This window comes from Streptomyces sp. NPDC093801, assembly GCF_040701585.1.
Classification (GTDB): domain Bacteria; phylum Actinomycetota; class Actinomycetes; order Streptomycetales; family Streptomycetaceae; genus Streptomyces.
Genome location: NZ_JBFBDP010000010.1, coordinates 141577 through 154550, shown reverse-complemented (window position 1 = coordinate 154550; position 12974 = coordinate 141577). Strand labels below are relative to the sequence as shown.

The following is a 12974-nucleotide window of genomic DNA, read 5'->3' as shown; positions in this document are numbered from 1 at the left end:
CCGTCCATGCCACTCGACGACGAGACGACGAGGATGATCCGACGTGCACCCAGCTGCCCACTCCCTCTACCCCGAACTCGACGCCACCGCCCTCGGCGCCTTCGCCGCCGCCCTCGAAAGCGGTGAGACCGCCGGCCTCCCGCCCGCGCGCGCCGCCGAGGCCGAGGCCGTACGGGCCGTCGCCGTCTTCAGCCGCGGCAAGGTGACCGGCGCCGACGGGGACCTCCTCGACGCCGCGCTCTGGCGGCACACCGGGTCGGAGCCGCGGCCCGTGGTCGTGCTGCCCGCGCCGTGGACGGACCTGGGGTGGCCCGTGTACGCCGTCCAGGCCGCCCGGTTCGCGGTGCGCGGCTACGACGTCCTCGCCTACAGCCCGCGCGGGTTCGCCGCCTCCGAGGGCCACGCCGACTTCGCCGGACCGCTCGACGTCACCGACGGCCGCCACGCCCTGGACCACATCCTGGAGCGCGCCGCCGGGCCCGTCACCCGGATCGGACTCCTCGGCGTCTCCTACGGCGCGGGCATCGCCCAGCTCGTCGCCGCGCACGACGCCCGGGTGGACGCGGTCGGCGCCCTCAGCGGCTGGGGTGACCTCGGAGAGGTGTTCCGGGAGAACTCCACCCGCCGTACCGCCGCCGCCCACGCCCTGCTCACCGCCTCCCCGAGGGCCCGGCTGAGCAGGACGACGCAGCGCGCCCTGGAGGACGTCCTCGCCCACCGGGACGTCCACGAGACCCTGGCCTGGGCGGAGCAGCGCTCACCGTTCACGCACGTCAAGGAACTGGGCCGGCGCCGGGTGCCGGTGTTCTACGCCCACGCCTGGCACGAGACCCTCTTCCCCGCCAACCAGGTGCTGCGCATGTTCCGGGAGCTCGACGGCCCCAAACGCATCGACCTCTCCATCGGCGACCACGGCGGTCCCGAGATGACCGGCCTGCCCGGACTGCCGAACCGGGTCTGGACGGACGCCCACCGCTGGTTCGACCACCACCTCTGCGGTGCCGACAACGGCATCGGCGAGGAGGGGCAGGTGCTGTCCGAGGTGATGTGGAGCCGCGCCCTCGAACCCTCCCCCGCCTGGCCCGTCCCCACCCGCCGCGTCCGCCGCCTCCACCTGACGGGCACCGGCGGACTGGCCGACGCCCCCGACCCCGGCTGGGCGGCGGGCGTGCTGTGCGGGGTCGGCACACCGGTCACCGTCGCCGACGCGATCGCCCGCTCCGGGTACGCGGAACTGGCGGGCCGGCCCCGGCCCTACCCGGACGCCGCGGCCATGGACCGCACGGCCACCGCCGTGTGGACCGCGGCCCCGACGTCGGCGACCACCCGCCTGCGCGGCACCCCGCGCCTGCGCGTCACGTACCGCGCGGCGAACTCCGGCTCCACCTTCGTGGCCTACCTGCTGGACCTCGCCCCCGACGGCTCGGCCCGCCTGATCACCCACGCCCCGTCCAGCGATCTGGACGCCCCGCCGGACAGCCTGATCACCGCGGACATCGACCTCCAGGCGACGGCGTACGACCTCCCGCCGGGCCACCGCGCGATGCTGGCCCTGACGGCCCGCGACCCCTTCTACGCGGACGCCAACCTCCCCCGCGCCACCCTGTCCTTCACCTCCCCGGAGCCGACGCCGTCGTACGTGGAGCTGCCGCTGGGGTGAGGATCCCGTAGGGGGCACGGTGCGGGGCGGCGGGAGCGGGGGCGGGAGTGGGGGCGGGAGTGGGGGCGCGGGCGGGCCCCCGGAGCGTCAGTGCTGCTTCTGGGCCCGTACCGCGCCCATGCTCGCCGCGATGACCAGGGCTATCGCCAGGGCGTCCAGCGGGGACATGGACTGGTGGAGGACCAGGAAGCCGGCTGTGGCGGCGATCGCCGGTTCCAGGCTCATCAGGATCGCGAACGTCGGGGCCGGGAGACGGCGGAGGGCGAGGAGTTCCAGGGTGTAGGGGAGCACCGACGAGAGGACCGCCACGCCGAGACCCAGGGCCAGGGTGCTCGGGACCAGCAGGTCGGAGCCCGCCTCCGCCACGCCCAGGGGGAGCGAGATGACCGCGGCCACCGCCATCGCCAGGGCCAGGCCGTCCGCCTGGGGGAAGCGGCGGCCGGTACGGGCGCTGAAGACGATGTACGCCGCCCACATGGCGCCCGCGCCGACCGCGAAGGCCGCGCCGAGCGGGTCCAGGGCGCCGAAGCCGAAGCCTCCGCCGCCGTGGCCGGAGAGGAGAACGACGCCGCCCAGGGCCAGGCCGGCCCACAGGAGGTTCACGAGGCGGCGGGAGACCAGGACCGAGAGGGCCAGGGGACCCAGGACCTCCAGGGTGACCGCCGGGCCGAGGGGGATCCGGTCGATGGACTGGTAGAAGAGGCCGTTCATGCCCGCCATGGCCACGCCGAAGGCGACGACCGTGCCCCAGTCGGCGCGCGTGTAGCCCCGCACCTTGGGCCGGCAGACGGCCAGCAGGACCAGCGCGGCGGCCGCGAGGCGCAGCGTGACCACGCCGGCCGCACCCGCCCTCGGCATGATCATGACCGCGAGGGCGGCACCGAACTGCACCGAGACCCCGGCCGCGACGACGAGTGCCACCGGGCCGAATCGGCCGCCGCCCCTGGGGACGGGGGTGGGGCCGGGGGCGGCCGGCCGGGACTGGGCGGGGGTGGTCGCGGGGGACGGGGAGGGTGCGGGCATTTATCCAGATTAAGGGGTGGGTAAGGGTCGTGCGCGCGTGTTCTGGCTTACACGGGGTCCCGGTCGGGCTCCGGATGCGGGTCCTGCTCCGGGGGGAGGGCCTCGGCGAGGAGTTCCGCCAGGTGGCGGGCGCGGTGGCCGGAGAGCTGGGCGATCTGGGTGCGGCAGGAGAAGCCGTCCGCCAGGACGGCGGTTCCGGGGGCGGCGGCGCGCAGGGACGGCAGGAGCTGTTCCTCCGCGCAGGCGACGGAGACGGCGTGGTGGCCGGGCTCGAAGCCGAAGTTGCCCGCGAGGCCGCAGCAGCCGCCGCTGAGCTCGCCGGTGAGGCCGGCGCGGTCGCGGAGCCGGCGGTCGGCGGCGTCGCCGAGGACGGCGTGCTGGTGGCAGTGGGTCTGGCCCGTGACCGGCCGGTCCAGGCGGGGCGGGGTCCAGTGGGGGGCGTACTCCTCCAGGGTCTCGGCGAGGGTGCGGACCGCCGCCGCCAGGCGGTGGGCGCGGGGGTCGTCGGGGAGGAGGGCGGGCAGGTCGCCGCGCAGGGCGGCGGCGCAGCTGGGTTCCAGGACGAGGACGGGGCCCTCCGCCTCCCCCAGGACGTCCAGGGTGCGGCGCAGGACCTTGCGGGCGCGGGTGAGGCGGCCGGTGGAGACGTAGGTCAGGGCGCAGCACACGCGGCCGGCGGGAACGGTGGCGGGAAGCCCGGCGGCCGCCAGCACGCGGAGGGCCGCGCGGGCGGTGTCGGGGGACAGGTGGTCCGTGAAGGTGTCCGGCCACAGGGTCACCCGGGACCGCACCGCCCCCGGCACTGCCCGACCGTCGCCGGACGGCGCGGCCGGAGCCGGGGGTGCGGCCGGAGCCGGAGACACGGCCGGGGCTCCCGCCGCGGGCGGGGTCTGGGCCGCGGCCGGAGCCGGAGGCACGGCCGGAGCCGGAGACACGGCCGGGGCTCCCGCCGCGGGCGGGGTCTGGGCCGCGGCCGCACCCCCGGCCTCGCCCGGGCCCGGGCCCCGGCGGAGCCGCCGTCGGCCGGTGAACGGGGTCGGGGCCACCTCCGGGAGCCGGCGCTCCCGTGCCAGGCCCGGGACCCGCAGGATCCGGCCCGCCGCGTTGACCAGCCGGGCGGACCGCAGGGCGGCGATGAGCCGGAGCCAGGTGGGGAGGCCGCCCAGGAGGTAGTGGGACAGGGGGCGCGGGCGGCCCTTCCAGTGGCGGTGCAGGAACTCGGACTTGTACGCGGCCATGTCCACGCCCACCGGGCAGTCGCTGAGGCAGCCCTTGCAGCCCAGGCAGAGGTCGAGCGCCTCGGCCACCTCCGCGGAGCGCCACCCGTCGCGGACGACCTCGCCGGCGAGCATCTCGTGCAGCAGCCGCGCCCGCCCCCGCGTGGAGTGCCGCTCCTCGCCCGTGGCCCGGTACGACGGGCACATCACCCCCGCCCCGCCGGTCTCCTTCGACCGGCACTTGGCGACGCCGACACACCGGGCCACCTCCTGCGCCAGCGGGGCGGAGGGCGGCAGGACGGCGAAGCGGAGGTTGTCGTCGAGGCGGGCCGGGCGGACGAGGACGCCGGGGTTCATGCCGCCCGCCGGGTCCCAGACGTCCTTGACGGCACCGAAGAGCGCGATCGCCTCGGGGGCGTACATGCGCGGCAGCAGTTCGGCGCGGGCCTGGCCGTCGCCGTGCTCGCCCGACAGGGAGCCCCCGTGGGCGACGACCAGGTCGGCCAGTTCGGAGGAGAAGGAGCGGAAGCGGGCGATCCCGGGCCGTGACACCAGGTCGAAGTCGATCCGGACGTGGACGCAGCCCTCCCCGAAGTGCCCGTACGGGGTCCCGCTCAGCCCGTGCCGGGCCAGCAGGGCGCGGAACTCGCGCAGGTACGCGCCCAGCCGGGCCGGGGGCACGGCGCAGTCCTCCCAGCCGGGCCAGGCCATCCGGCCGTCGGGCAGGCGGGTCGCGGTGCCGGCGGCGTCCTCGCGGATCCGCCACAGCGCCCGCTGCCCGGCCGGGTCCGCGACGACCACCGCGTCGAGGGCGTCGGCGGCCCGTACGAGGCCGCGCGCCGCCCCCTCGTCCCGGGTCTCGACGAACAGCCAGGCCCCGCCCCTGGGCAGCCCGGTGGCACCCCGCACCAGGTCCTGGGTCATGCCCTCCACGGTCAGCGGCCCGTACGGGAGCAGCCCGGCCGCGGCGTCGGCGGCGGCGCTCTCGTCGGGGTAGCCGAGCACGGCGAGGGCGGGTGCGGGCGGGAGTTCCACGAGGCGGACCACCGCCTCGGTGACCACGCCGAGGGTGCCCTCGCTGCCGCAGAAGGCCTGGGCGACGCGCGTACCCCGTTCGGGCAGCAGCCGGTCGAGGCCGCCGTAGCCCGAGATCCGGCGCGAGAACCCCCCGTCCGGCCCCCCTCCCAGTCCCGTGCGCAGGACCGCGAGGTTGCCCGCGACCAGGTCCCGCAGTCCGGGCGGGGCGCCGGTCCAGCCCTCGGCGAGCCGGTGGCGGGTGCCCGCGTACGTGGTCACCGACAGCTCCGCGACGTTGTCGGCGGTGGTCCCCCAGGCGACGGAGTGGGCTCCGCAGGCGTTGTTGCCGATCATGCCGCCGAGGGTGCAGCGGGAGTGCGTGGACGGGTCGGGGCCGAAGGCCAGCCCGTACGGGCGCACGGCCTCGCGGAGCCGGTCGAGGACCAGTCCGGGCTGGACGACGGCGGTGCGGGCGTCCGGGTCCACCGCGACGAGGGCGTCCATGTGCCGGGTGAGGTCGAGGACCACGCCGGTGCCGGTGGCCTGCCCGGCGATGGACGTGCCGCCGCCGCGGGGGACGACGGGGACGCCCGCGGCGGCGCACACGCGCAGCGCGGCCGCCACGTCGTCGGCGTCGCGCGGCGCGACGACGCCGAGCGGCACGCGCCGGTAGTTGGAGGCGTCCATGGTCGCCAGGGCCCGTGCGGCGGCCCCGAAATCCACCTCCCCGCGCACCTCGGCCCGCAATGTCCGCTCGAGATCCCCTGGAGACGTCACGGACACACCCTCCCATCACCCGCGTATCACCCGCCCGTGTCTCACCGGCTGGACGCGGCTCCAACGGCCGGTCCGGGACCCGATACGCTCCGCTCGTGGCTGAGATCCAGATTCCCGCTGACATCAAGCCCGCCGACGGACGCTTCGGCGCGGGCCCCTCCAAGGTGCGGACCGAGGCGCTGGACGCCCTCGCCGCCACCGGTAACTCCCTGCTCGGCACCTCGCACCGCCAGGCCCCGGTCAAGAACCTGGTCGGCTCGGTGCGCCAGGGCCTCCGGGACCTCTTCTCCCTCCCCGAGGGCTACGAGGTGATCCTGGGCAACGGCGGCTCCACCGCCTTCTGGGACGTCGCGACCGCCGGTCTCATCGAGCGGAAGTCCCAGCACCTGACCTTCGGCGAGTTCTCGTCCAAGTTCGCCAAGGCCGCGAAGCTCGCGCCGTGGCTGGACGAGCCGTCCGTCATCTCCTCCGAGCCGGGCACGCACCCCGAGCCGGTGGCGGAGGCGGGCGTGGACGTGTACGCGTACACGCACAACGAGACCTCGACGGGTGTCGCGGCGCCGATCAAGCGCGTCGCCGGCGCCGACGCCGGTTCGCTGGTGCTGGTGGACGCGACCTCGGGCGCGGGTGGTCTGCCGGTGGACATCACCGAGACCGACGTCTACTACTTCGCCCCGCAGAAGTCCTTCGCCTCGGACGGCGGCCTGTGGCTGGCCGCGTTCTCCCCGGCCGCCCTGGAGCGCGCCGCCCGCGTGCACGCGTCGGGCCGGCACATCCCGGAGTTCTTCTCGCTGCCGACGGCGATCGACAACTCGCTGAAGAACCAGACGTACAACACCCCGGCGCTGGCCACCCTCTTCCTGCTGGACCAGCAGCTGGAGTGGATGAACGGCCAGGGCGGCCTGGAGTTCACGACCTCCCGCACGGCGGCCAGCGCGCGCAACCTGTACGGCTGGGCGGAGGCGTCGAAGTACGCCAGCCCGTTCGTGCAGGACGCCGACAAGCGCTCGGCGGTCATCGGCACGATCGACTTCGACGACGCGATCGACGCGGCGGCCGTGGCGAAGGTGCTGCGCGCCAACGGCATCGTGGACACCGAGCCGTACCGCAAGCTCGGCCGCAACCAGCTGCGCATCGCGATGTTCCCGGCGATCGACCCGGCGGACGTGCAGGCGCTGACCGCGTGCGTCGACTACGTGATCGAGCGCCTCTGATCGCCGTCCCCGCCCGCTGACGCGCGTGGAGCCCCCGGTGCCGTCCCGGCGCCGGGGGCTCCTTCCGTTGGGCGACTTCCGTCCGGCGGCCCGGACGCCGGGACCTTGGTCCTGAATATCGGGGCAAAGAGGATGGAAACGGACCGCCTCCGCACGGCGCCCGGCCTGCGCGTTCCCGGCTCGGGACCTTCGGCAGGGGGCTTCCCGGGGAGCCGCGGCGGCCGCAACCGAGCAGGCAGAATATCCCTCATGTCCGGTGTGCCGGGAAAGCCCCGGCAGCCCGATCAGGAGGAGACCCCATGCCCAAGGCACGCACCGTACGCACCCTCTCGTCGATAGCCCTCGTCTCGGCGCTCGCCGTCGCAGGCGGCGCCGCCACCACCGCCTTCGCCGCCGAGGCCGCGCCCCCCTCCGCCTCCCCCTCCGCCTCCCCCTCCGCCTCCGCGCGCACCCCCGCCGCCAAGGCGTCCGTGACGGTGCCCAGCTCCCCCGTGAAGCCCGGGGACGCGATCAGCGTCACCGTGACCGCCCCCGCCGGCGCGAAGAGCCTGACCGTCTCCTCGGCGGCCCTCGGCGCCGTGAAGCTCACCCCCGGCGCGGACGGAACCACCTGGACCGGCACCGCCACCGTCGTGAACGTCAAGGACGGCGGCCACGGCGTCGCCCTCACCGGCTCCGGCCCCGACGGGGCCGGGCTCGCGGCCACCGCCCGGCTGACCGTCGGCGCCTGAGTCCGCCCCGTCACCCCCGGCGGACCCCGGCACCGCCGACCGCCACCGGGACTGCGGCGACCTCGTGTTCGCCGACCTCACGGGCGGGGCACCGCCGCCCACGCGATACCTTCACAGCAGGACGTGGAGGCAGCACAGCGTGGAGGCAGCGGCGTGAACGTGCGAGTGACGGCGGCCCAGAGCGGCATGGACCCCTTCAGTACCGCCCGGCTGCGGCGCGCGGTACTCGACGCGTGGGCGGCCGGGCCGGCCCGGTTCCGCGAGGACGCCAACGCCGAGGAGGACCTGGCGCTCGGCGGCTACCGCGACCGGCTGGTCGTCGAGCTGGCGCAGAACGCCTCCGACGCCGCCGCCCGCGGCCGCGTCCCCGGCCGGCTGCGGCTCACGCTGCACCCCGCCGCCCCCGGCGAGGGCGGCCACGGCGTCCTCGCCGTCGCCAACACCGGTGCCCCGCTGGACGCGACGGGCGTGGAGTCGCTCAGCACCCTGCGCGCCTCCGCCAAGCGCGAGGGCGCCTCCTCCGCCGACACCGTCGGCCGGTTCGGCGTCGGCTTCGCGGCCGTCCTGGCCGTCTCCGACGAGCCCGCGGTGCTCGGCCGGCACGGCGGCGTCCGCTGGTCCCTCGCCGAGGCCCGCGAAATGGCCCGGGAGGCCGCCCACTTCAGTCCCGGACTCGGCGACGAACTGCGCCGCCGCGACGGCCACGTGCCGCTGCTGCGCCTGCCGCTGCCCGCCGAGGGCACCGCCCCCGACGGCTACGACACCGTCGTCGTCCTCCCGCTGCGCGACGCCGCCGCCGAGGACCTCGCCGAACGACTCCTGCACGGCGTGGACGACGCCCTCCTGCTCACCCTCCCCGGGCTGACCGAGGTCGTCGTGGACACCCCGTCCAGTGGCACCCGCACCCTCTACCGGCACACCGACGGCCCGTACACCGTCATCGAGGACTCCGCCTCCGGGACCCACCGCTGGCGCACCGTCCGCCGCAACGGCCCCATCGCGCGCGAACTCCTCGCCGACCGGCCCGTCGAGGAGCGGCTGCGGCCCACCTGGAGCGTCACCTGGGCCGCCCCCGTCGACGCCGACGGCGCCCCCCGGCGTCCCCGCACCGCGCCCGTCGTCCACGCGCCGACCCCCACCGACGAGCCCCTCGGCATCCCGGCCCTGCTCATCGCCTCCCTGCCGATGGACACCTCGCGCCGCCACCACGCGCCCGGCCCGCTGGCCGACTTCCTCGTGGAGCGCGCCGCCGACGCCTACGCCGAACTCCTCGCCGCCTGGGACCCGGTGACCCCCGCCCTGGTGGACCTCGTCCCCGGCCCGCTCGGCAAGGGCGAGCTCGACGGCGCCCTGCGCGCCGCCGTCCTGCAGCGGCTCCCCCGCACCGGCTTCCTCGCCCCGGCCGTCCCCTCCGAGGAGCTGGCCCGGCTGCGCCCCTTCGAGGCCGAGGTCGTCGAGGGCGCCGGAGCCGACACCGTACGGGTCCTCGCCGAGGTCCTCCCGACCCTGCTGCCCGCCGGGCTGGAACGGCGGCCCGAACTGCGCACCCTCGGCGTGGGCCGGCTCCCCCTGGGAGAGGCCATCGAGCGGATCGCGGGCATCGAGCGCACCCCGCAGTGGTGGCACAGCCTCTACGACACCCTCGCCGGGGTGGACCCGGACCGGCTGTCGGGGCTGCCCGTGCCCCTCGCCGACGGCCGGACCGCGATCGGCCCGCGCCACATCCTGCTGCCGGGCCCGGACACCCCGGCCGACCTGGCCCGGCTGGGGCTGAAGGTGGCCCACCCCGACGCCGCACACCCGCTGCTGGAGAAGCTGGGCGCCCTGCCCGCCACCGCCCGCGCCGTCCTGACGACCCCGCAGATCCGGGCCGCGGTGGCCGGCTCGCTGGACGCGGGCGAGGTCTGGGACGAGGACTCCGACGCCCCCGACGCCGAGGAGCTCGCCGAGATCGTGCTGACCCTGGTCCGCGACGCCGGCCTGGCCCCGGGCGACGAGCCCTGGCTGGGTGCGCTGGCCCTGCCCGACGAGGACGGCGAACCGGCCCCGGCCGGGGAGCTGCTCCTCGCCGGGAGCCCCCTCGCGTCCGTGGTCCGCGAGGACGAGATCGCCTGCCTGGACGCCGAACTGGCCGCCCGCTGGGACGCGGACACGCTGGCCGCCTGCGGGGTGCTGACCACCTTCCAGCTGGTCCGCGCCACCGACGTGGTCCTCGACCCGGACGAGCTGGAGCCCCGCGAGGGCGACTACGCCGAGCCCGACGACGCCGGGCTGCTGGACGCCGTCGACGTGTGGGCCGAGGACATCCTCGACCAGTTCCCCGACTCCCCCGTGCCGCCGGTGGCCACCGAGCTGATCGCCGTGCGGGACCTCGACCTCGTCGACGACGACCACTGGCCCCAGGCCCTGGCGATGCTCGCGCAGCCCCCGCTGCGGGACGCGCTGACCCAGCCGGTGCGGGTGCTGCTCCCGGACGGCACCACCCGGTCGGTGCGCCCGTACACCGCGTGGTGGCTGCGCGACCACCCGGTGCTCGACGGCCGCCGCCCGGCGGGGCTGCGCGCGGCGGGCGGCGACCCGCTGCTGGCGGGCCTGTACACCCCGGCGGACGCGACCGGCTTCGAGGACGAGCAGGTCCTGCGGGCGCTGGGCGTGCGCACGTCGGTGCGCGCCCTGCTGGAGGAGCCGGGCGGTGCGGCCGAGCTGCTGGGCCGCCTGGCGGACCCGGACCGCGAGGTGTCGGGCCGGCAGCTGCACGGGCTGTACGGGGCGCTGGCCGACCTGGACCCGGAGCAGGTGACGCTCCCGGACGAGCTGCGGGCGGTGGTGGACGGGGAGGTCGTCGTGGTGGACGCGGCCGACGCGGTCGTCTGCGACGCCCCGGACCTGCTGCCGCTGACGGAGGGCCTGCCGCTGCTGCCGGTGGCTCCGTCGCGGGCGGCGGACCTGGCGGAGCTGTTCCAGGTGCGGCGGCTGTCGGAGACGGTCCCGGCGGAGGTGACCACGCCGGGCGAGGTCCACGAGGTGCCGGAGTCCGTACGGGTGCTGCTGGGCGCCGCCACCCCGGAGACGTACGTGGAGCACGAGGAGCTGGTGGCGGGCGGCACGGAGCTGGACTGGCGGCTGACCCCGGACGGCGTCCTGCACGCGGCGACGCTGGAGGGCGTGGCGGCGGGCCTGGCCTGGGCGGCGTCCCAGTGGCCGCGCCGTTTCGAGGTCGCGGCCCTCCTGGAGGACCCGTCCCGCACGGCGGAGCTCGCACGGGACCGGTGGTTCGACTAGGGAGCCCCCTGGGGGCGGCCTCCGGGGGCAGCCCCCTGGGGGCGCGCCCCGTCGCGCCGGCCGGGCGGTAGGGTCCGGCCGGCTCGACGGGGCGCGGTCGCGCGGGTTACGCCGCCGGGGCCAGTTCGCGCGGCGGGGTCGCCGGGACGAAGGTGAGGCCGTGGCGGCCGAGGCGCAGGCGGAGGTTGCCCACGCGGCGCAGGATCAGGCCCACGGCCACCGCCGCGGCCAGGGAGACGGCGCCGCCCGCGGCCATGCCGAGGCGGGCTCCGTAGGTGTCGGTGATCCAGCCGACCAGCGGGGCGCCCACGGGGGTGCCGCCGGTGAAGACCATCATGTAGAGGGCCATCACCCGGCCCCGCATCTCGGGGTCGGTGGCCATCTGCACGCTGGAGTTGGCCACGACGTTGACGGTCAGCCCGAACATGCCGACCGGCACCAGGAGGGCCGCGAACAGCCAGTAGCCGGGCGCGAACGCCGTCACCAGCAGGAGCACGGAGAAGAGGACCGCCGCCGTCACCAGCAGCCGCAGGCGGGTGTTGCCGCGGCGGGCGGCGAGCAGGGCGCCCGCCAGGGAGCCGGCCGCGATGAGGGTGTTGAACACGCCGTAGGTGCCCGCGTCCCCGTGGAAGACGTCGTCGACGAAGGCCGACAGCCAGATCGGGAAGTTGAAGCCGAAGGTGCCGATGAAGCCGACCAGGACGATCGGCCAGACCAGCTCGGGCCGGCCCGCGACGTAGCGCAGGCCCTCGCGCAGCTGTCCCTTGGCGCGCGGCTGCGGCTCGACCCGGTACAGCTCGCGGGTGCGCATCATCAGCAGCGCGGCGATCGGCGCCGCGAAGGACAGCCCGTTCAGCAGGAAGGCCCAGCCGGAGCCGACGGCGGTGATCAGCACGCCGGCGATCGCCGGGCCGACCAGCCGCGCGGACTGGAAGTTCGCGGAGTTCAGGCTGACGGCGTTGGCGACCTGCGCGGGGCCGACCATCTCGGAGACGAAGGTCTGCCGGGCCGGGTTGTCCACGACGGTGACCAGGCCGAGCAGCAGGGCGGCGACGTAGACGTGCCAGACCCGGACGTCGCCGGCCAGGGTGAGGGCGGCGAGCGCGACGCCGGTGAGGCCCATCGCGGTCTGTGTGGCGATCAGCAGCGGCCGCTTGGGCAGCCGGTCCGCGAGGACGCCTCCGTAGAGGCCGAACAGCAGCATCGGCAGGAACTGCAGGGCGATGGTCACGCCGACGGCGGAGGCCGAGCCGGTCAGGGAGAGAACCAGCCAGTCCTGCGCGATGCGCTGCATCCAGGTGCCCGTGTTCGAGACGACCTGGCCTGAGGCGAAGAGCCGGTAGTTCCGGATCTTCAGCGAGCTGAACATCGAGTTCGAGCGGGTGCCCGGTCCTCTGTTCCCGCTCGGGGTCTGGGGGGTGGGTATGTGGCCGGGTGCGGAGTTCCCTCCGGTTCCCGTACTCAAAAGCGTTCGCCTCCTGGCGTCGTTCCTAGAGGTGCGCGAGCTTCTCCAGGACGGGAGCGGCCGCGCGGAGCTTGGCCCATTCGTCCTCGGTGAGCTCGGCGGCGAGCCCGGCCAGGAAGGCGTTGCGCTTGCGGCGGCTCTCTTCGAGCATCGCCTCGGCCTCCTCCGTCTGGCTGACCACCTTCTGGCGGCGGTCGTCGGGGTGCGGTTCCAGCCTGACCAGTCCCTTGGCCTCCAGCAACGCGACGATGCGGGTCATCGACGGCGGCTGGACGTGCTCCTTGCGGGCGAGCTCACCGGGCGTGGCCTGGCCGCAGCGGGCGAGGGTGCCGAGCACCGACATCTCGGTCGGGCTCAGCGATTCGTCGACGCGCTGGTGCTTCAGGCGCCGGCCCAGCCGCATCACGGCGGAGCGGAGGTCGTTCACGGCGGCAGCGTCGTCGCCATGGGAGAGGTCTGGCATGTACTTAGAATAACTCATTACTCTGGCTAACGAACGCAGGGGGTGACGGACGGGGCGGCGGAGGGGCCGGGAGAACCGATCCGGCCGGATCACTCGTACGGGTGAGTCCGGCGGGGAAAGGGGCG

General features: G+C 75.8%; 8 protein-coding genes. 4 read left to right on the top strand and 4 right to left on the bottom strand.

All coding sequences use genetic code 11. The features are described 5' to 3' along the window. The first annotated feature begins 43 nt into the window (after positions 1–43). Positions 44–1660: a CocE/NonD family hydrolase gene (locus tag AB0469_RS13895; protein ID WP_366451564.1), complete on the top strand. Its 1617-nt coding sequence runs from the start codon at positions 44–46 to the stop codon at positions 1658–1660. Between the two features lie 87 nt (positions 1661–1747). On the opposite strand, the gene AB0469_RS13890 is transcribed toward AB0469_RS13895, so the two are convergent. Next, on the bottom strand, positions 1748–2683 hold the full coding sequence (locus AB0469_RS13890) for an EamA family transporter (protein WP_366451563.1): 936 nt from the start codon (positions 2681–2683) through the stop codon (positions 1748–1750). 47 nt (positions 2684–2730) lie between these two features. Next, on the bottom strand, positions 2731–5694 hold the full coding sequence (locus AB0469_RS13885; protein WP_366451562.1) for an FAD-binding and (Fe-S)-binding domain-containing protein: 2964 nt from the start codon (positions 5692–5694) through the stop codon (positions 2731–2733). A gap of 95 nt (positions 5695–5789) precedes the next feature. On the opposite strand from AB0469_RS13885, the gene serC reads away from it, so the two are divergent. From serC to AB0469_RS13870, 3 genes are all read left to right on the top strand, one after another. Then, positions 5790–6908, top strand: a complete 1119-nt coding sequence (gene serC, locus AB0469_RS13880; protein WP_366451561.1) for a phosphoserine transaminase — start codon at positions 5790–5792, stop codon at positions 6906–6908. Positions 6909–7207: 299 nt separating this feature from the next. Continuing rightward, positions 7208–7639: a hypothetical protein gene (locus tag AB0469_RS13875; protein WP_366451560.1), complete on the top strand. Its 432-nt coding sequence runs from the start codon at positions 7208–7210 to the stop codon at positions 7637–7639. 186 nt (positions 7640–7825) lie between these two features. Beyond that, a complete protein-coding gene (locus tag AB0469_RS13870) occupies positions 7826–10921 on the top strand; it encodes a molecular chaperone Hsp90 (RefSeq protein ID WP_366451664.1) in 3096 nt (1031 codons plus the stop codon). A gap of 106 nt (positions 10922–11027) precedes the next feature. Here the strand turns inward: AB0469_RS13870 and AB0469_RS13865 are convergent, their stop codons facing one another. Then, entirely contained in the window at positions 11028–12347 is a 1320-nt protein-coding gene (locus tag AB0469_RS13865; RefSeq protein ID WP_366451663.1) for an MFS transporter, read from the bottom strand. Between the two features lie 64 nt (positions 12348–12411). Then, positions 12412–12849, bottom strand: a complete 438-nt coding sequence (locus AB0469_RS13860) for a MarR family transcriptional regulator (protein ID WP_042820695.1) — start codon at positions 12847–12849, stop codon at positions 12412–12414. Positions 12850–12974 lie beyond the last annotated feature (125 nt).